The organism is Rhodoplanes sp. Z2-YC6860, assembly GCF_001579845.1.
Lineage (GTDB): Bacteria > Pseudomonadota > Alphaproteobacteria > Rhizobiales > Xanthobacteraceae > Z2-YC6860.
Genome location: NZ_CP007440.1, coordinates 771718 through 791773, shown reverse-complemented (window position 1 = coordinate 791773; position 20056 = coordinate 771718). Strand labels below are relative to the sequence as shown.

The window sequence follows — 20056 nt, the reverse complement described above, 5'->3', positions numbered from 1 at the left end:
GCCTACTGCAGGCCAAAGCGGACGAATTGATTAGCGATGCTGCCGTCGATACGGAGCGCAGCCGCAACGTCGGTGTCGCCGGCCGTCCGATCACCCAACCTGCGTTTCGCAAGACCCCGTCCGTAAAGGGCGCTGGCCGATCGCGGATCGATCCGCAAAGCCGAATCGTAATCCGCAACGGATTGCGACGCATTGCCAAGCTTCAGATAAACTAGCCCGCGCGAGTCGTATCGGGCCGCCGTCGGCGGTCCCCGGCGAAGCGCTTCATTGCAGTCGCTGAGCGCATCCTGGACGGACGAACTGACCGCCCGGAGCCAGCAGCGCTGATTCCAGAATGCGGCCGAGTCCGGTTGAAGCTCGATAGCCCGGCTGAGATCGGCAACGGCACGCGACACGTCGCCCATGCCTTCGTAAAGTTTGGAGCGGTTCGCCAATGCCGGCACATAGTCCGGTGCTATGTTGAGCGCCTCGGAAAAGTCCGCAAGCGCACGACGCGTATCGCCGCTCTTTTCAAAGGCAATGCCGCGATTGTTGAAAGTCTTCGCCGAGCGTCCATCCTGGTTGATGGATGTAGTGTAATCCTCGATCGCACGCGCGTAGTCGCCGCTCACGACACGAGCCGTGCCCATGTTGTTGTAAAGCAGCGCGCGCGCCTCGGCCCTGTCGACGTGCTCATCCGCCAACGTCTTGCATGCTGCGATCCGACGCTGACTAACCGCCGGATCGCGATTGTTGCAGAGGTCCATGACCTCAAGGAGGTCGGTCCGCTGCGACACCCTGGACAGGGTGCCGACGCCTGGCTGTTCCTTTTTGTACTCCTCGATCAGCGTCGAGAACTTGACGGTGCCGTCATCGAGGATTTCCACGCGAGGCGCCGTGCCGCGAATGCCCATAGTGGCGACAGGCGTTTCGACCTTCATGTCGCCGATTCTGGCAACCGTACCGGCAATGAAGGTGAGCGTGCCCTTTTGCAAGGTGAGCAGCGTCGAGTTGCCGGCTGCTTTCGGCTTGTAGACGAAATCGTTCAGCTCGATTCGAGCGTTTTTCGACAGGTTGAAAGACGTACCGTCGAGAAACCGGATGCCGATGGTGCCGTCGCTTGCAGTTGTGACGATGTCGCCCTCGTACACCACATCGCCGATCTGAGCGTCGCCCCTACGCCCGGCGACACTGACCTGGACGGGCACCGCGGCGGTGCGCTCGATCGTGACCGAGCCGCTGACCGCGATAACCTTTCCGATCGAACCGTCGCCGGCCCCTTGCTGAGCCAACGCCCGATCCACTGTCCATCCGCCGTATGCCAGACCAAGCCATAAGGCCAATAAAATGACTGACCAAGGCCGCCAAAATAAAAACATGATTTTTCGCGCCGTGCGCGGTAAGCTTAAAAGGGAGTACGGGGGTATTTTACCCCTTTCCGATTACAGATCAAAAAGAAAATCGATACTGTTAGTCATCAGAATTAATCGAGAAGATCGGTGTCTGTAACGCAGGGCGGGCTGGTTGTCGGGGGTCAGTTTTCCGATCCGCAGGACAAACCGGTGGGCAAACTTCAGGTCGTTGCCGGACGCGTCGAGCTGATCCGGGGCGGTTTGGCGTGGCCTGGCGCCACGGGCAGCTTTGTCTGCGAAGGGGACATCATCAAAACCGCCGAGGATGGCTCAACGGCCATCCTTTTTGTTGATGGCACGACGTTCAATCTAGGATCGAATTCCTCTATCGCCATAGACGCCTTCGACCCGGCCGAAACCGCCCCGGGCCGGTCGTCGGTGCGGGTAATCCGGGGCGAAGTCGGCTTCCTTCCCGGCCGCAAGGTTCGCGAAGGCCAGCTGGAGGTCGAAACCCCCTCGGCCGCTATCCGCGGAACGGGCGTCGCTGCGCTGGCGAGCGGTCTCGCCGCACTGTTCATCCTGTGCCTCGTGGAAGAGGCCAACGCCGCGAGCGAAGAGATCGTCATCTTCGATTTCGACGACGTGACGGTCAAGGATCTGCAGCACGGCACGTTTGAAGTCGTCACCAAGGGTCAAAACCCACAGGTCTTCATCGTCGACGATCCGGGTCACACGCTTGTGCTGCACCCGCGCGGCTCGGGCTTCAGCATCGAAGTTGTCGCCAACACCCGAGCGCAAATGCTCGACTTTCAGAGCGCATACAAGTCGGCCTTCGACATCTATTCTCGAGGGTCGCAGGATCCGTTCTTCCAGCTGTTTCAGCGCACGGCTGGCGGCTTGGGGTCTGGCGGCTCTATCGAGTTCAACCAGTTGCCCGTATTCACCGCCCTCCTCAATATCGGACCGCAGAGCGGCCCCGTTCCCCCGCCCTTCATCTATCACGTCGAGGCGAAAGCCGGGGACGCGGGGGCACCGCCGCTTCCCATTACGGGTCTGCCCACTGTCACCGTCCTGCCGATCAGCAGATTCCAGATCGGCGAGGTGAATTTTTCGCAAAACATCATACCCCACGTCGCCAACCCGACGTACGAGACATTTGTATCGGTCACGGTTTCCAACATTCCAGCCGGATACAGCTTCAGAGTCGGAACCGAAACCACGCTGCGAACCGGCACGACCCTGACGTTTACCGCGGCCGACCTTTCGGCCGGTATCACGGTGATCACGCCCGCCTCGGGTGTCACCGAGACACATCTGGACGTCTACGTGACGGTGCTCGGGCTGGGCGGATTGCGCAATTCCGACGTCGTCTCCCTGCCGCTGACGCTGGATCAGGATCCGACCGGTAAGGTCGAGTGGCACGGCGGTATCGGGAATTGGGAAGACCCTTCGAAATGGAGCACCAGCTTCGTACCGCTGCCGACCGAAGACGCGGTGATCCCCGTCTCCTCCACTCCTGGCGGGACTGTTTACGTCACGAGTTCAACACCCGTTTCTCTTAACAGTCTGCGGCTGGACAACGGTGTCACGCTCGAGGTTGCCGCGAGCAGTTTCGGAATCAACGCCGCCGATGCAAATCCGCTGTCGAACAACGGCGGCACGATCAAGGTCGATAGCGGCGCGAGCTTCTCCGTCGGCAATAATGCGCATCCAGGCCAGCTTGTCCTCAACGCCGGAACGATCGAGGCGGCCGGCGGTTCGATCACGTTCATTTCCGCAAACGTGAGCAACACCGGAACGATGGAGGTGATCGATGGCTCGATCACGCTCATGTCCACGGCCGTCACCAATTCGGGGCTTATTCGGATCGACGCCCCGACGCTGCCGATGTCGTCCGTCCTGGAATTGCAGAATTCGACGATCGATTCAGGCAATCTCATCAACCATAGCCTGATCAAGGTCACGAGCGGCGCATCCAACAGCATCCACGATGTCGGCACCTTCTCGAGTGACGGAACGCTTCAGGTCACCGGGAACGGCACGGTGCTGCTGCTGTCGAATGAGACCCTGAACGACGCCGGAGGTCATATTCAGGTCGATGCTAACGCAACCCTGAACTTGACCAACGTGACGATCGCTGGCGGCGAACTGACCGGCTCCGGTCAAATCAACGTCACCGGCAACAGCACCACGACGACGCTCAACGGCAGCACGGATGCGGTCACGATCGACACCGGCACCGCCGTGACCCTTCAAACCGGCACCACCTTGAAGCTCGATGGGACGATTCAAGGTGGAGGTGAGATTTCGGTCGCTGGCGCATCCGCGATCGTCGCGGACGGCACCGTTGGCGTGCCCATCAATGCGGCGCTGCTCGCCAACAACTTGCTGCTGACCTTGAGCGGGACGGCAAATCTCATCGTCACTCAACTGCAGGGCGATCTGACGGCAACGAGCCTGTCGGGCACGCTCAACGTGACCACGGCGGACAACACCGCCGACAACACCATCTCGATCACCACCGGCTCCGGTGCCACCACCATCACCGGCACCGCCGGCGCCACCCGGGACACCGTCTCGATCAACGCCGCCAGTTTGCTGGCCGCCAGCACGCTGGCGCTGCACGGCGGCGATGACTTCAGTGTCACCGGCCTGCAGGGCACCCTCACCGACGATGGCACCGGCGCTCTCACCGTGGTCACCGCCAACGCCGATACCGACACCACCGACGCGATTGCGATCACCACCGGCTCCGGCGCCACCACCATCACCGGCACCGCAGGCGCCACCCGGGACACCGTCTCGATCAACGCCGCGGCGTTGCTGGCCGCCAGCACGCTCGCGCTGCACGGCGGCGACGACTTCAGCGTCACCGGCCTGCAGGGCACTCTCACCGACGACGGCACTGGCTCGCTCACCGTCGTCACCGCCAACGCCGACACCGACACCACCGACGCCATCTCGATCACCACCGGCTCCGGTGCCACCACCATCACCGGCACGGCCGGCGCCACCCGGGACGCCGTCTCGGTCAACGCATCGGCGCTATTGGCCACCAACTCCCTCACCCTGCACGGCGGCGACAACTTCACCGTCACCCACCTGACAGCCAACCTGACCGATGACGGCACCGGCGACCTGAATGTCACCACCGACGACGTCGCCAGCCTCTCCATCACGACAGGCTCAGGGACGAACACCATCAACGCTCAGGCGCTGACCAGCGGTCATACCCTCACACTCGGGGGCAGCGCGGCCGCCTCTATCACGCTGGGAGGCGGCAACCTCACCGCCTCGGCCGACACTGGCAATCTCACTGTCACTGCCACGTCTGGAAACAGCACAATCATCACCGGCTCGGGCGCCGATACCATCACCGCCGGCGCTGGCGCAGACACGCTGACCGGCGGAGCGGGCGCCGACACTTTCATTTTCAAAACGCTGGCAGACTCGCTCGCTTCCGCGTTCGATACGATCACCGACTTCACATCGGGCACCGACCACTTCGGAGTCACGCAATTGCCGACCAGTCTCAACGCCACGAGCACGGCCGGTACCGGAAACTTGGCCACCGACCTAGGCAACGTTTTGGATAGCGTGACGCTCCTTGCCAATGGGGCCGCCGAAGTCACGATCAACGGCGGCACCGACGCGGGCACCTACCTCGTGATCAACGCCGGCACTGCCGGCTACCATTCGGCCACCGACGCAGTCATCAAGCTGCAGAACGGCGCCACGGTCCATACGGGCGACTTCGTCGTCGCGTAGTCGAAACGAGAATGATGATTTCGGATCAAATGACTTGGGATGCTCAAGTCATTTGATTTCCGCTTCAAGCTGCCCGGGCTCAGCATCGCCTTCTGCGACATCGCTCTGCCGCTCGAAACGCTCCCGCTCTACCTTGCCGCACTGCGGGCAGAGAAAGAAGCTCCACGATCCTTGACGCTGGAGCGACGGCATCGAAGCCATCACGGTCATGGGCGTCTCGCAATCCGGGCAGGCCTTCGAGTCGGCGGTCATCGAGTTCACATCCAATCTTCGGTGCAAAACGGCAGCACGCTGGCACCTGCTAGGCTCTGATTCAACTTCGTTGCATCAGAGCCGTCGCTCCTTACTGTTATTTGGGCATGATCTTATCCGAAAACCGCTTCACACTTTTCGGGATCGTGCCCTAGCGAAGAGAAGCCACACGAACAACGCCGTGGCGCGCATGCCTCGTTCCGGACTGCCATTTGGCTTTTGCCAGCACCTTCGCCTCGGCAGCCTTGATGGCTGCGGCCACGGGCCGCCCGACGATGAAATGACTGGGCCTCGGCAAGCCGTGACGCTCCGACGCAGCCGCTTTCGTCCGCTGGTCACGGGAGCGAACCGTCGCTTCCGGACTTTGTGAGACCGGCGGCCCGTCGTTCTGAGCAAGCAGCGCGGGCGCGACAGCCGCACAGCCGTCGGCCGACGCCAACTGGATTTGCTCCGCTTGCGAGCGGCTCACCGTCCACGCCTGGATCAACTGTCCGGTGATGCTGTAGACGTAGTTCCGGGTCTCGGCAGGCAATCTCGTTCGCTTTGCGATCCAGTCCTGAACGCGCTTCGGCCCTGCGTTGTAAGCCGCAGCCGCGAGGCCCAGATTGCCGAATTGATCGACGAGCTCCGCCAGATATTTGGCTGAAGCCGCCAAGGCGCCCGTCGGTTCGAACGGATCTGCGAGCCCGCGAGACGAGGCGGTCCCCGGCATGAACTGGGCAATTCCCTGGGCTCCGGCCGAGCTTATGACGCGCGGATTGAAACCACTTTCCTGCCGGATCAGCCGAGTGAAAAACGAAGCCGGCAGGTTGTTGGCCTGTGCGACCAGCACCGCGGTCGCACAAAGCTCGGCCTTCGAGGGCGCCACGTTTTTTGGCTGGGCGGGCGAATGAGAACCGGTGTCAGCAGACGCATCACTCCCGGACGATGGAGCGGATTGCGCTTCCGACCCTTGAGGCAACGCTGTCGTCGAAGCCATGCCCGCAGGTTCGACAGGAGGCCTTGGCTCGGATGAGCTGACGCTTGCGCTTGTGACCCAGCAGGCAGCGACGCATAGGGTGGCCACACGCATCGGCTGGTGGTCCTCTCATTCAATGTTGGGATCAAGCCATCCATGCCTTTTGATCCCGACGATAATGTGGCGTCGAGGCGAGGGCCGGTCTCGCCACGCGAGCCGCCTGTGTATTTTGATGCACCGGAACGCGCGCGGGTTGCCGCATATCTCAATGTCCCGCGTTCCCCTCTGAATGCATGTTCATCCGATTCAGCAGCAGCTTGGGGAACGCGAACGCGCGTCCGCGCTTTCATATTACGGGTGGCGGATACGCGAAAAGAAAGAGGAGTGATCATGCACCCGACGTTGAAGAAAATTGGCATGGCCGCCCTTGCGGCCACCACTCTGGCAGGCGCGACGCTCGCCGGAACATCCTCCGCGGAAGCGCGATGGGGCCATCGCGGCGGATGGGTTGGACCTGCCGTTGTCGGCGGTCTTGCGCTCGGCGCGTTCGCCGCAGCAACCGCTCCACGCTACGGCTACGGTTATGGCCCGTACGGCTACTATGGCGGCGGCGGTTATTACGGCTGCCCGCGTCAGGTGGTCGGGTATAACCCATGGGGCCGACCCATTGTCCGTCGCGTTTGCTACTAACTAAGACTGAAACCGGCGCGTCCAACGCGCCGGTTTCAATTCGAGATCGCGCCCGCGGCCTCACAACGTACGCGTGACCTTGCTCAAATTCGGCGGGTTGTCAGGATCGAAACCCCGTTTGCGCGCAGCCCGCTCAATCGCGCGATACGCTGGCACCAGCATCAGAATCGGGTCGCAGGCAGGATTACCGTCGCCGATCCAAGGCAGCGTGCCCGCCGGGCCTCCAGCCGCAAACGCCGGGGCTTTTGTGTCGCCCAGATCCTGGAGCACGCCGTCAACGGCGGCCGCGGTCCGATCATCCTGACGCAGCACCAGCACCGGCGTTGAAGACGAAATCGACGCCCAAGGACCATGCCGCAACTCCGCGGCGCTGTGGCCGATCGCCGGAATGCGCAAAGTTTCAGAGACCTTCAGCGCGATCTCGCGAACGCAGCCCAACGCATAACCCCGGCCCACCACGAAGGTGGCTGCCGCGCCAGCAACCGCATCAGCCCAAGCCGACCAATCGCACTCGAGTGCTAGCGACAGCCGAGACGGCATCCGTCGCAGACTCGCTGTCAATTCATCGTCGCGGGCCAGCTTGGCCACAAGGCAAGCCCCCGCGATCATCGACGAAACGACCGTCTTGGTGGCGGCCACGGCATGTTCGCGTCCGGCGCCGATCGGCAGGACGAGTTCGGCGGCCGCCGCCGCGGGCGACTGCTCGTCGTTGACGATCGCAAGCGTCAACGCACCGACGTTGCGCGCCACTTGCGTTGCCGTCACGAGGTCGGGACTGCGACCCGATTGCGAAATCACGACGAACAGCACACCGCGCATGTCTGGCGGTCTCTCGTAAGCCGTCACGACCGAAGGCGCGGATACAGACGCAAGCATCCCCAGTCGCGCCTCGAACAGATAGCGCAGATAGATGCCGACATAGCCCGAGCTGCCGCGGCCGCAAAACACCACGACACGAGGCTTGAGCTGCTCGATCCGCTCGACGATCGCGGCCAACACATCGGTTTGCGCCAGCAGGCGTCCGGCGACTGCCGGAATTTCGGCGATCTCGCGCGCCATCGCGCTTTCAAAATGCGTCTCAGCCATTGTTGCCGGTTTTCGCATTGATGGCGGATCGGAGATTGCCGTTATGCTGCTGCAGCAACCGCGAGGCATCGCCGCGGTTCAATCCCAGCCCGACCAGAATGGCCGTCTTCAAGTCGCCATCGGTCTGCTCGAGGCACCGCGCGGCTTCAGCCTTCGTACAACCGACAATCTCCATCACAATCGCCGCTGCGCGGCGGCGCAGCTTCGCGTTGCGGGCACGCATGTCGACCATCAGCCCGCGGTAGACCCGGCCGAGCTTCACCATCAGCGCCGTCGAGATCAGGTTCAGCAAGATCTTCTGCGCAGTGCCGGCGTTCATGCGGGTGGACCCGGCGACCACTTCGCCGCCGGTGTCGGCCAGCACGCGATGGCGCGCCACTTCAAAGAGAGGCGCGCCGGGATTGTTGGCCACCGCAATCGTCACCGCGCCCGCCGCAGTGGCTGCGCGCAGGGCGCCGATCGTAAATGGTGTCGTGCCGCTCGCCGCGATGCCGATGACCACGTCGTTTCCGCCGATCTTCGCGTCGGCCATGGCCTGTGCGCCCGCGGTCTCGTTGTCCTCGGCGCCCTCCGCGCTCTTGATGAGCGCCTCCATGCCGCCGGCCATGGCGAAGACCAGCCGCTCGGCAGGCCAATCGTAGGTGGGAGTCAGCTCGGTGCCGTCCTGGACGCCGATCCGTCCCGAGGTGCCGGCACCGACATAGACGATCCGGCCGCCACGCTGCAGGGCCGGCACGGCGTCATCGACGGCAGCACCGATTGACGGAAGCGCAGCACGAACCACTGCTGCTGCCGCGAGCTGGCCCTCGTACATCGCCGCGACCATTTCGGCCGTAGACCAAGAGTCGAGATCGACATAGCGCGGACTGATGTGCTCGGTCGCCATGGACTGGTCACCCTTTCCCGCTGTTACGCCGGGCGAGGTGCAAAGCGCCGTCCACCGCGTCGCCCTCGACCGGCACCAGCCGCCGCTGCACGTCGGGCGACAGCCAAGGCTGCATCGACGACGCGAGGCCGCCGAGCAGCGCGATCCGGGGCGCACCGGATTCGAGCAACCTCCGAACCAGTTCGTCGATCTGCTCGCCCGCGTCACGAACGACTCGCCGCGCGACAGGATCGCCGTTATCGGCGTGCCGCATCACCAGCGGTGCAAACGTCGCGTAGTCGGTGGCGCTTGCACGATCCATCCAGGCCACCGCATCGAACGGATCGTTGTGGAAGCGGGCCATCACGTCGCGGGTGAGGCTGCTGCCGAGCGCGCGTTCGTCGTAAGCGCGAAGCGCCAGGCGGATCGCATGCAATCCGAGATCGGCGCCGCTGCCCTCGTCCGAAATCGGAAAGCCATAGCCCCCAACTCTCACCTCGCGCTCGCCGATCACCGCGTAGCCGACGCTGCCGGTGCCGACGATGACAATACCGCCGTCGCGCGCGCCATGCGCGCCGATGCAGGCGACTGTCGCGTCATTGACGTAGACGATAGAACGGAACGGATGCGGCCGCTGGTTCAGCTCCTCGAGAGCGCCCTTGCGTCCGACGCCGGCAAGCCCCGCGGCCGCATGGGCCGACTTCAGAACTTCAAACGTCAGCCCGGCTTCATCGGCCGCGGCACGGCAGGCCTTCTCCACTTCGGCCAGCGCGCGGTCGATGCCGAGACGCAACGCGGCCGGACCCGCGATACCGGTGCCGAGCAGGCTGCCGTCCGCATCCTCGATGCGAGCGCGGCAGCCGGTGCCTCCACCGTCAACGCCGACAAACAGCGGACCGGTTTGGGCAGCGGCTGTCATCCGGCGACCCGCTGGATGTTGGCGCCACATTGCACGAGCTTGCGATCGAGGAGTTCGTAGCCGCGGTCGAGATGGTAGATGCGATGCACCGTGGTCTCGCCTTCCGCGGCCAATGCCGCTAGAACGAGACACACCGAAGCGCGCAGATCCGTCGCCATCACCTCGGCAGCGCGCAGCCCGTCGACGCCACGCACCAGCGCGGTCGAGCCTTGCAGCGAAATATTTGCGCCGAGCCGCCCCAGCTCGGGCACATGCATGAAGCGGCTTTCGAACACGGTTTCGCGGATGACCGAAGCGCCCCGCGCAATCGTCATCAGCGCCATGAACTGCGCCTGCAGGTCGGTGGGAAATCCGGGATAGGGCTCGGTCGAGATGTCGATGGCCTGCAGCGGTCCGGAGCGAACCACCATCAGGCCGCGGTCGGTCGGCCAGATCTGCACGCCAGCGCTTTCCAGCGCGGCGCCGACCGACCCGAGATGCTCGAGATGAGCGCCCAGAATCTCGAGATGACCGCCGGTGATCGCGGCAGCGATGGCATAGCTGCCCGCCTCGATGCGGTCGGTGATCAGATCGTGACGCGCCTGATGCAGCGCCTGCACGCCCTGCACCAGCATCCGATGGGTGCCCGCGCCTTCGATGCGCGCTCCCATCGCGACGAGGCAAGCCGCGAGATCGGAGATTTCCGGGTCGCGGCCGGCGTTCAGGATTTCGCTTTCGCCACGCGCCAGCACCGCCGCCATCAAGGCGGTCTCGCTCGCGCCCACGGACGGCGACGACAGCACGATGCGGCCGCCGCGCAAGCCGTCGCCGCTGGTTCGCGCGTGGATGTAACCGGCCTCCATGTCGACCTGAGCGCCCAGCGCCTCCAACGCCTTCAGATGCAGGTCGATCGGCCGCGCGCCGATGGCGCAGCCGCCGGGCTGCGAGACGCGCGCCGAGCCGAAGCGGGCGAGCAACGGGGCCAGCACCAGAATGCTGGCGCGCATCTTGCGCACGATGTCATAGGGTGCCTGGGTGTTGCGGGCGCCGCCCGCGTCGAGCACCAGTCGATGCCCCGGCGCCCGGTTCGCCGCGACGCCAAGCTCCCGCATCAACAGCAGCATGGTGTCGATGTCGGAAACCTCGGGCACATTGCCCAATTCCAGCCGCTCGGCACTGAGCAAGGCGGCCGCGATCTGCGGCAGCGCCGCGTTCTTGGCGCCGCAAACCTGGACCGAGCCTTCGATGCGGCTGCCGCCTCGGATGATCATCCGGTCCATTTTTCTCACCTTGGTCGCGCGCGTCCGATTCTCGGAATAGCGCGCCGCATTTTACGGCATCACGTGCGATCATTCCGCTGGGACTTCCGCGCCCCTTAACTTAAATTGGATTCGTCGCACCGCCAGTGCAACTGGCAATGAATGTCGATGAGCCTGGACCCGAATCATCCTGGAACGCCTCCGCAGCACGCCCTGCTCGCCCGCCGGATTTTTGACGGCACGCGATGGCACGACGATGCCGCGGTGCTGATCCGGGACGGGCTCGTCGCAGGCGTTCGGCGCTCAGGTGAAGTTCCGGGCGACTGGCCGCAACAGAATCTGCCCGCCGGCACCATCGTTGCTCCAGGGTTCATCGATCTGCAGGTCAATGGCGGCGGCGGCGTGCTCCTCAACGATCAACCGACCGCGGACGGCATGCGCGCCATCGCGCGCGCGCATCGCCGCTTCGGCACCACCGGATGTCTTCCGACACTGATCACCGACACGCGCGAACGGATGGCTGACGCGATCGCGGCTGCGCGATCGATCGCGGGCCATGATGGCATCCTGGGTCTGCACATCGAAGGCCCCTTCATCAGTCCCAAACGCCCCGGCGTGCATCCGCCCGACCGGATCGCGGAACCGCGCGATGGCGATGTCGAACAGCTGTGCGAGCTTTCCGGCGCCGGGACATCGTTGGTGACGCTGGCACCGGAATGTGTGCCGGCCGGATTCGTTCAGACCCTGACCACAAACGGCGTCCGCGTTTCGATCGGCCATAGCGAAGCGCCTGCGGACGTGGTCATGCGCGCGGTGGCCGATGGCGCGAGCGGCGTCACGCATCTGTTCAATGCCATGCCGCCGTTCAGCGGACGGTCGCCGGGCATCATCGGCACCGCGCTCACCGAGGAGCGGCTGACCGCCGGGCTGATCGTGGACGGCATCCATGTCGATCCGATCTCCGTCCGGCTCGCCTTCGCGGCGAAGCGCGACGGCATCGCTCTCGTGACAGACGCCATGCCAAGCGTGGGCTCGTCGCTGCAGCGCTTTAGTCTGCTGGGCCAGACGGTCACGCTTGTCAAAGGACGGCTCGCCACCGCGGGCGGAACACTCGCCGGCGCGCACCTGGATATGGCCTCGGCGGTGCGCAACGCAGTGAAGCTCGCGGAGCTTCCGCTGGAGGATGCGCTGCGCGCCGCCTCGCTGACGCCCGCGCGGTTTCTCGGCCTCGATCGTGAGCGCGGCACGCTGACGGCAGGCGCACGCGCCGATCTGGTCGCGTTGAACGCGGAACTCAAAGTCATTGCGACCTGGGTCGACGGTCAGCGGGAAGACGTTCAATAGCGCAAATGAGGCTTCCGCTCGCTCGACCACGCCTGCTCGTCCGGCAGCGTGAGCGCATCGAGGTCGTGCGGACTCGCTGAAGGATCGTCGACCCACTCACGCAGCAGCAGGCCGCCATTGATCACGTCGATGGCGAGCTTGCCGTGCTCGTATTCATAGGCGAAGTCGCGCCATAGTGGATATTGCGGATACAACGCCCGGATCGCCTTGAAGGCGAGCGCCTGGATGCGCCACGGCTTGAAGATGCCGTGATCATAGCCGGGCCCTTCCGGATGAATCTGAACGCCGTGGCAAAGCTTGCCGACATGCTTGTGGAACGTCGGCTCGAACCAGCACTCGCGCAACCGGCAGCCTTCCAGCCAGCGCGGCGCGAGCTCCACCATCTTCTTCATCACCGCTCGCGCATCGATATCCGGCGCGCCGAACAGTTCGAGCGGCCGCGTCGTGCCGCGGCCCTCCGACAGCGTCGTGCCTTCGAGCATCACCGTGCCCGCATAGGCCCGCGCCATCGACAGATTCGGCGCGTTGGGGCTCGGATTGATCCAGATGCGCTCGCCGAGCGGCCAGCCGAAACCGGGCGCGGCGTCCGGCTGCCAGCCTTGCATCTCGATCACGCGATATTCGACGTCGAGCTTGAAGGTCTCGACGAACCACAGGCCAAGCTCGCCCAGCGTCAGCCCGTGACGCATCGGCATCGGGCCCGCACCGACAAAGCTCTCCCAGCCGCTGCGAAGCTTAAGCCCTTCGATGGGACGGCCAGCCGGATTCGGCCGATCCAGCACCCAGACCGACTTGCGATGGCGCGCCGCCGCTTCGAGGACATAGAGAAGCGTCGTGATGAACGTATAGATGCGGCAGCCCAGGTCCTGCAGGTCGATGAGGATCACGTCGAACGATCCCATCATCTTGTCGGTCGGCTTGCGCACCTCGCCGTAGAGACTGAAGACCGGAATGTGATGCACCGGATCTTCGAAGTCCGGCGACTCGACCATGTTGTCCTGCTTGTCGCCGCGCAGACCGTGCTGCGGTCCGAAAGCCGCGCTGAGCTTCAGATCGCCACACGCGGCGAGCGCGTCGAGCGAATGCGTCAGGTTTTCAGTGACGGACGCCGGATGCGCGAGCAGCGCCACGCGCCTGCCGGCCAATGGTGCGCGCAGCGCCGGCTCCGCGATGAGTCTATCGATTCCGAATTTCATGCCGACACCGCAGGCGAAAACTCATGGCCAAAGCAGTCCATGTGATGAAAATCGGGCTTTCCGGGCGGATGCGCCAGAGCCCAGTATGACATTTGTCCTGCATTGTCCTCGATCACCGCAGACAGGCCCAGATGCCATGGAGCCTTTCGCGACAACCGATGGATGGGCAGCGTGGCCTGTAACCTGTAGCGATCCGGGCCCGTGCTCACATTGATCGGCGCTTCGTCGATCTCGGTCGCCACAGACATGCCGCTCCGATAGCTATTGAATCGATAAGCCGCCCACTTCCTCGAGGGCGCGAAGTTGAATTCGTAATAATCCGATCCCGACGATTCCCTGACAAACAACTCGAAGCAGGTGTGACGCCAGAGTTCGTCGCTGCGTTCCGCCGTGGAGACCGGCGGCATCCGGATGTCGCCGATCTTGCCGGTCACGATGTACGACAGCAGCAGGCTGTCCACACACGGCTGCGCAATCTGCACCTCGATCTGAGCCACGGCTCTGGAGGAGAAGTCGGGATGGGGGCTCAACTGCGGCATACCGCAATGAACAGATTCGTGCCGTGCTAATCAAGGTCGGCGGCCCGGCCCTGGCAAAACCGATCATCCTGAATTGACCATTTGACTGTCGTCCGAACCCGATCCAGTTGCTAGCATCGTTCGACTCGGCCGGTGGTGCCGGACAGATCGCGAAGACGGTCGTCGAAAGCGGGAGTGAATCAGCGCCATGGACATCGACCGCGTCGCGGCTGGCTTCGACCGTATCGTCGGCTCCGATCCGCCCTTCGATCAGATCGCCGACGGCACCTATTTCGGCGAAGGCCCGGTGTGGGACCACCGCAAAGGGCGGTTCCTGTGGGTCGATATCATCGGCGATACGATCTATCAGTGGATTCCAGGTGTCGGAAAATCGGTGCTCGTCCATCCGTCGAGCCATGCCAACGGCATGACGTTCGACCGGCAGGGCCGGCTGGTCATTGCCGGCTGGTCGAAGCGCACGATCTGGCGCATCGAGCCGGACGGCGCTTTCACCACCATCTCGTCGCACTGGCAGGACAAGAAATTCAACAGCCCGAACGACATCGTCGTGCGCTCCGACGGCTCGGTCTATTGGACCGACTCCGCCGGCGGGCTGGTGATCCCCGGCATGGTCGGCGAAGACATGCAGCGCCATCTCGACATCCAGGCGGTGTACCGGCTGACACCGCAGGGCAAGGTCGAGCTCACCGTGCCGGACACCGTCTATCCGAACGGCCTGTGCTTCAGCCCTGATGAAAAGATTCTCTACGTCAACGACACCAGGATGGCGCACATCCGCGCCTTTGACGTTTTGCCCGATGGCAGCGTCGGCAACGGCCGGCTGTTTCATCAGCTCACCGGCAGCGAGGCCGGCGTCGCCGACGGGATGAAGTGCGACCAGGAGGGCAACGTTTATTGCACCGGCCCGGGCGGCGTGCACGTCATGGACCCGCGCGGCAAGCTGCTCGGACGTCTTCTCATTCCGGGCGGGCACACCACCAACATCGCCTGGGGCGATGACGATTGGCGCTCGCTCTACATGACAACCTATCACGCCGTGTTCCGAACCCGGCTGCAAATCCCCGGCGTCCCGGTCTGGTAGGAGCGAGCGATGGCATGGAAATTCGAGCTCGTTGCGGGACCGTTTGAAGGCCCGGCTGGCGGCGTCATTTGGGACCCGAATGGCGGCCGGGTGCTGCTGAGCGTGATCGATGAGGGCCGTTTGCTGTGGGTCGACCACCGCAACAAGGAGGTCACCGAATTCCGCCGCTACGCCAACCGCGTCAACGGTTTGGCGCTCGGGCCGGGCGGCGAGATTTTTGGCGCGCAGGAGGGCGGCCGACGTCTCGTGCAGTTCACGCCGGACGGCCGCACGGTCGCGGTCGATGCGCTGCTCGACGGCAAGTATCACAACCAGCCCAGCGATCTGGTGATCGACCGCAACAACCGCATCTACTTCACCGATCCGCGCCATCCGATCATTCCGTTCGGGCCTGCGATCTTTCCGTTTCTCGATCACTGCTCGGTGCTGAGGCTTTACCGCAACGACCGGCGCGCCTGGGTCGCGGAGCGGATGACGTTCGACACCGTCAATCCGCGCGCGGTGCTGTTGTCGCCGGATCAGAAGACACTTTATGTCGCGGACGGCGGGCCCTCGCCCGCCGAACGGCGCGAGCTGCGCGCCTATCCGATCCGCGACGACGGCACACTGGATCATCCGATCGTGCTGCACACCTTCGGCAGTGACCATCGCGGGCCACATCGCGGCATCGAAGGCATGTGCCTCGATCGCAACGGCGACCTCATCGCGGTCGGCGGCTGGCAAAGGAGCGGCCCGGGCCCCCTCGTCCATCGCTTCGCGCCGAGCGGCGCTCTGATCGAGACACATGCAATCCCGGCCGATCTGCCGAACAAGTGCTGCGTGGCTGGCGCCGCGCTCGACATGATCTACGTCAGCACGGGCGGCGGCCAGCTGTTGCGCGCCGTGATGACGTCCTGATGCTCGAACGACGAGGTGCGTCGCATGATGTGCAAGTCGATGGTTGGTATCACGGCGGTGCTGCTCGCCTTCGGCGGGGCGGCTTTTGCTGAAGACTATCCTACCCGCGTCATTCGCGTGGTGGTCGGACCGGGACCGGATGTGGTCGCGCGCATCTACGCGCCGATGCTGGCCAAGGAGCTTGGCCAGCAGATCGTGATCGAGCCCCGCACCGGTGCGGGCGGAGCGATCGCCGCCCAGACCATCGCGACGGCGCCGCCCGACGGCTACAACCTGCTGCTCGCCACCGCCTCCTACACCATCAACGCCGCGCTGAAGACCTCGCAATACGACCTGCGCAAGGATTTCGTCGCGGTCGGGCAGATGAGCACGTCGCCCTTCGTGCTGGTGGTGCATCCGTCGGTGCCGGCGAAATCCGTCCAGGAGCTGATCGCACTGGCCAAGTCCAAGCCCGGTCAGCTGAACTATGCGTCATCCGGAATCGGTACGCCGCCGCATCTCGGCGGCGAACTGTTCAAGGCCATGGCCGGCGTCAACATCGTCCACGTGCCGTACCGTGAGGCCAATTCGGCGCTGAACGCCGTGATCGCCGGCAATGTGCAGATGATGTTCTCGATCGCGACGACCGCGCAGGCGCAGATCACCGGCGGCACCGTGCGCGGGCTTGGCGTTGCGACACTCAAGACGACATCCCTCGTGCCCAGTCTGCCGACCATTGCGTCGCAAGGCCTCGACGGCTTCGAGGTGATCGGCTGGAACGGCATCGTCGCGCCGGCCGGCACGCCGGCCACCATCACGGGTAAGCTCAACGCAGCGATCCGGCGCGGCATCGCCGATCCGGCGCTGAAGGACCAGCTCCACGCCGCGGGCTACGACGTGGCGGCGCCGAATACGCCGCAACAGTTCGCCAGCTTCATCAATGCGGACACCGAACGCTGGAGCAGCGTCGTCGAGAAGGCCCATATCAGCGTCAAGTGAGCCCGCCGGCCTGGGCAAAAGCCTTTGAATTGGCGGGAGCGTGGCCCTCTCGGCTATCGCGACAAGTTCGGTCCGCAGTATCGGCGCGGCGGCGATGCCGATGATCGAGTCACTCGGCCTTGATGCCTGCGAACTTGATCACCTTCGCCCACTTCTCGGTCTCATCGGCGATCAGCTTGGCGAAGTCGGCCGGCGAACCTCGCAGCACGGTGGCACCGAGCGCCGCCGCCCTTTCCTGCAACCTCGGATCGGACAGCGCGGCATTGATCTCGCGATTGAGAGTTTCGACGATATCCGGCGGCGTGCCTCTCGGCGCGCCGAGCGCAATCCAGGCGCTCGCTTCGAACGACGGAAGGGTTTCGCCGACCGTCGGAATGTTCGGAAGCGCCGCGTCCCGCGTGGCGGTCGACACCGCCAGCGCCCGCAGCCTGCCGGCCCGAATCTGTTCGATCGATGCCGGGAGATTGTCGAATGCACAGTGCACCTGGCCCGCGATGAGATCGGTGACCAGCGGCGCCGAGCCGCGATACGGCACATGTGGCATGTCCACGCCGCTCATCATCTTGAACAATTCTCCGGTCACATGAGAGCTGGTGCCGGTGCCAAACGACGCCATGCTGAGAGCGCCCGGATCGGCCTTGGCGTAGGCGATCAATTCGCTGACGGTTTGGACCGGAACCGATGGATGCACCTCGAGCACCAACGGCGACCTGACCATGCCGGCGACCATCACGATGTCGCGCATGAAATTGAAATTGAGCTTGAGATCGAGCGACGCGTTGACAGTGTTCGAGGTGCTCGCCGCGAGCAGCGTGTAGCCGTCCGGTTGCGACCTGACGACGGCCTCGGTCGCGATATTGGTGCTGGCTCCGGGGCGGTTCTCGACGATGAACTGCTGGCCCAATCGTTCCGACAGCGCCTGGGCGACGAGGCGCGCCGCAATATCGGTGGTCCCACCCGCCGGAAAGCCGACGAGAATCCGCACCGTTCGGCTGGGATAGGATTGTGCTGAGGCTGTGCGAGGTATTGTCAGCGACGCTGCAGCGCCCGCTGCCAATTGCAGTAGTCGGCGGCGAGGAAGTCCCATCATTTCTCCCGCGTCACGCAGCGCGGACGCTCGTATTCGTATTCCAGCAGCGGTCGAGTTCTCTCTTCCGCGGTGCATTGCGGCGAAATCACTATCTCACTTTGCGAGTTGCGGGAAGTGTGCCAGCGCTCGTGAGATATGCGTCTGATCGCCCCAACTGCCGAGCCCAAGCACATCAGCTTGTCGGCGCTGTTCGACAGTGCAACCCTGTGTGCCTATTCGAAAGTCATTTTGGTAAAAGCAATGCATTTTACGTACCATTGATGGAAGCGAAGCCAATGGCAAAACGTGCCCGTGGTCTGCGGCGTCGTCATGATGCAAATACAAAGCAAATTGCGCGCCTTTCCGCCCGCGTACGGCGCGAGCTGAGCTATCTCGGCTTTCCGTCGCGGGAGTGGACGGTGCCGCGCTTCCAAGACGGCGCCCGTGTCCTCGATGTCCTGATCGTCGGCGGCGGACAGGGCGGGCTCGCGATCGCCTTCCACCTCAAACGCGAGCAGATCACCAACATCAGGATTGTGGACCGAAACCCGCGCGGGCTGGAGGGGCCGTGGCTCAAGTTTGCCCGCATGGCAATGTTGCGGACTCCCAAGGAGGTCACGGGCATGGAGCTCGGGATTCCGAGCTTGACGGCCCGCGCCTGGTACGAGGCGCGATTTGGCCGCGACGCCTGGAAGAGCATCCAGACGTTCCCCCGGACAGCCTGGCGTGAGTATCTCAATTGGTTTCGCGATGTTCTCGATCTGCCGGTCGAAAACGAAGTCGAAGTCACGGCGATCGGGCCCTCGGGCGATCTTCTGCTCGCCCATCTCCGACACGGCCAGCGGGTCGAACGCGTTCACGCGCGGAAGATCGTGCTATCGACCGGCATCGAGGGAAACGCAACATGGCGGCCGCCGCAAAACCTCGTCGCCTACGTGCCTGCAACCCGTTACGCCCATTCGGCCGACAACATCGACTTCCGGCGGCTGAAGGGAAAGCGCATCGGCGTTCTGGGCGTTGGCGCCGCAGCGTTTGACAATGCCGCCATGGCGCTCGAAGCCGGCGCCGCCCGCGTCGACCTGTGCTTTCGCCGCGCCGAAATCCCGCGGATCAACCCGCTGCTTTGGGGACACTTTGCCGGCATCCTGGCTCACTTTGGCGAGTTGAGCGACCTGGAGCGTTGGCGCTTCATGCGCCACATGCTCGAGCCGCCGCAGCCGCCGCCGCAGCACGCCTATTGGCGATGCCTTGAGTTCACAAATTTTCACTGGCACCCGAACTGCGGCTGGCGGTCCGTTCGCGACACGGGGCGCGCCGTGTCTGTGGAAACCGAAACTGGCAGCTTCAAATTCGATTTCATCATCTTCGCCACCGGCACCGAGACGGACCTTTCGAGCAGGCCCGAGCTTGCGCCGATCGTTGATCAGATCGCGCTCTGGCGCGACCGGTTCACGCCGCCCACCGGGGAGGAAAACGACGAGCTCGGAAGCTACCCGTATCTCGGCAACGCTTTCGAATTCACCGAGCGGACGCCAGGGGCTGCTCCGTTCCTTCGCCGATTGCACAACTTCACATACGGCGCGATGCCGAGCCTTGGCCTGACCGGCGCTGCGATTCCGGGAATGAAGTATGGCGTGCCGCGCCTGGTCAACGGCCTGGTGCGAGACCTTTTCCTGGAGGACGCCGCACGACACTACGAGGATCTCGCGGCCTACAAAGTGCCTGAACTGGCGACGCTCGAAAGCAAGTATGATTGGATCAGCGGCCTCGATGGCGACGCGCTTGCCGATATTGGAGTCGCGGCCGGTGCTAAGCCACCAAGGCGAAAACGGCTCGTTTCATGAC

At 64.0% G+C, this 20056-nt stretch carries 17 protein-coding genes; 7 read left to right on the top strand and 10 right to left on the bottom strand.

Annotated features, from left to right (window positions below; genetic code table 11):
* Positions 1-2: 2 nt before the first annotated feature.
* Positions 3-1358, bottom strand: coding sequence for a tetratricopeptide repeat protein (locus RHPLAN_RS38155; RefSeq protein ID WP_084244243.1), 1356 nt, complete (start codon positions 1356-1358; stop codon positions 3-5).
* A gap of 120 nt (positions 1359-1478) precedes the next feature.
* Between RHPLAN_RS38155 and RHPLAN_RS40765 the strand changes: the two genes are divergently transcribed.
* Positions 1479-5099, top strand: a complete 3621-nt coding sequence (locus RHPLAN_RS40765; RefSeq protein WP_068013917.1) for a M10 family metallopeptidase C-terminal domain-containing protein — start codon at positions 1479-1481, stop codon at positions 5097-5099.
* 48 nt (positions 5100-5147) lie between these two features.
* On the opposite strand, the gene RHPLAN_RS03610 is transcribed toward RHPLAN_RS40765, so the two are convergent.
* Positions 5148-5351 (bottom strand): hypothetical protein, encoded by a 204-nt coding sequence (locus tag RHPLAN_RS03610; protein WP_157100040.1) that lies wholly within the window; start codon positions 5349-5351, stop codon positions 5148-5150.
* Between the two features lie 151 nt (positions 5352-5502).
* Positions 5503-6219: a lytic transglycosylase domain-containing protein gene (locus RHPLAN_RS40985; protein ID WP_068013913.1), complete on the bottom strand. Its 717-nt coding sequence runs from the start codon at positions 6217-6219 to the stop codon at positions 5503-5505.
* Positions 6220-6699: 480 nt separating this feature from the next.
* Here RHPLAN_RS40985 and RHPLAN_RS38150 point away from each other — a divergent pair, with 480 nt between their 5' ends.
* Positions 6700-6999, top strand: a complete 300-nt coding sequence (locus tag RHPLAN_RS38150) for a hypothetical protein (protein WP_084244239.1) — start codon at positions 6700-6702, stop codon at positions 6997-6999.
* 60 nt (positions 7000-7059) lie between these two features.
* Here RHPLAN_RS38150 and RHPLAN_RS03600 read toward each other — a convergent pair whose 3' ends face one another.
* The 4 genes from RHPLAN_RS03600 to murA are packed head-to-tail and all read right to left on the bottom strand — an operon-like array spanning position 7060 to position 11128.
* Complete coding sequence (locus tag RHPLAN_RS03600) at positions 7060-8085, bottom strand: SIS domain-containing protein (protein ID WP_068013911.1); 1026 nt, start codon at positions 8083-8085, stop codon at positions 7060-7062.
* Complete coding sequence (locus tag RHPLAN_RS03595) at positions 8078-8971, bottom strand: N-acetylmuramic acid 6-phosphate etherase (protein ID WP_068013909.1); 894 nt, start codon at positions 8969-8971, stop codon at positions 8078-8080. Before RHPLAN_RS03595 ends, RHPLAN_RS03600 begins: the two co-directional genes overlap by 8 nt.
* A 7-nt stretch (positions 8972-8978) precedes the next feature.
* On the bottom strand, positions 8979-9869 hold the full coding sequence (locus RHPLAN_RS03590; protein WP_068013907.1) for a glucosamine kinase nucleotide-binding domain-containing protein: 891 nt from the start codon (positions 9867-9869) through the stop codon (positions 8979-8981).
* Positions 9866-11128: a UDP-N-acetylglucosamine 1-carboxyvinyltransferase gene (murA, locus tag RHPLAN_RS03585; protein ID WP_068013906.1), complete on the bottom strand. Its 1263-nt coding sequence runs from the start codon at positions 11126-11128 to the stop codon at positions 9866-9868. The genes RHPLAN_RS03590 and murA overlap by 4 nt, the downstream gene beginning before the upstream one ends.
* Before the next feature lie 147 nt (positions 11129-11275).
* Here murA and nagA point away from each other — a divergent pair, with 147 nt between their 5' ends.
* Positions 11276-12451 (top strand): N-acetylglucosamine-6-phosphate deacetylase, encoded by a 1176-nt coding sequence (gene nagA / locus RHPLAN_RS03580; protein ID WP_068030519.1) that lies wholly within the window; start codon positions 11276-11278, stop codon positions 12449-12451.
* On the opposite strand, the gene RHPLAN_RS03575 is transcribed toward nagA, so the two are convergent.
* Entirely contained in the window at positions 12445-13647 is a 1203-nt protein-coding gene (locus RHPLAN_RS03575; RefSeq protein WP_068013904.1) for an exo-beta-N-acetylmuramidase NamZ family protein, read from the bottom strand. The genes nagA and RHPLAN_RS03575 overlap by 7 nt on opposite strands.
* Positions 13644-14186 carry a DOMON-like domain-containing protein gene (locus RHPLAN_RS03570; protein ID WP_157100039.1) on the bottom strand — a complete coding sequence of 181 codons (543 nt, stop codon included), beginning with the start codon at positions 14184-14186 and terminating at the stop codon, positions 13644-13646. The genes RHPLAN_RS03575 and RHPLAN_RS03570 overlap by 4 nt, the downstream gene beginning before the upstream one ends.
* A gap of 187 nt (positions 14187-14373) precedes the next feature.
* Between RHPLAN_RS03570 and RHPLAN_RS03565 the strand changes: the two genes are divergently transcribed.
* The 3 genes from RHPLAN_RS03565 to RHPLAN_RS03555 are packed head-to-tail and all read left to right on the top strand — an operon-like array spanning position 14374 to position 17142.
* Positions 14374-15267 carry an SMP-30/gluconolactonase/LRE family protein gene (locus RHPLAN_RS03565; protein ID WP_068013900.1) on the top strand — a complete coding sequence of 298 codons (894 nt, stop codon included), beginning with the start codon at positions 14374-14376 and terminating at the stop codon, positions 15265-15267.
* A 9-nt stretch (positions 15268-15276) separates the two neighbouring features.
* Entirely contained in the window at positions 15277-16164 is an 888-nt protein-coding gene (locus tag RHPLAN_RS03560; protein WP_068013898.1) for an SMP-30/gluconolactonase/LRE family protein, read from the top strand.
* A gap of 24 nt (positions 16165-16188) precedes the next feature.
* Entirely contained in the window at positions 16189-17142 is a 954-nt protein-coding gene (locus RHPLAN_RS03555) for a tripartite tricarboxylate transporter substrate-binding protein (RefSeq protein ID WP_068013896.1), read from the top strand.
* A gap of 109 nt (positions 17143-17251) precedes the next feature.
* Here RHPLAN_RS03555 and RHPLAN_RS03550 read toward each other — a convergent pair whose 3' ends face one another.
* Positions 17252-18127 carry a Bug family tripartite tricarboxylate transporter substrate binding protein gene (locus RHPLAN_RS03550; protein ID WP_335341052.1) on the bottom strand — a complete coding sequence of 292 codons (876 nt, stop codon included), beginning with the start codon at positions 18125-18127 and terminating at the stop codon, positions 17252-17254.
* 20 nt (positions 18128-18147) lie between these two features.
* Here RHPLAN_RS03550 and RHPLAN_RS03545 point away from each other — a divergent pair, with 20 nt between their 5' ends.
* A complete protein-coding gene (locus RHPLAN_RS03545) occupies positions 18148-20055 on the top strand; it encodes an FAD/NAD(P)-binding protein (protein ID WP_237180040.1) in 1908 nt (635 codons plus the stop codon).
* Position 20056: the final 1 nt, after the last annotated feature.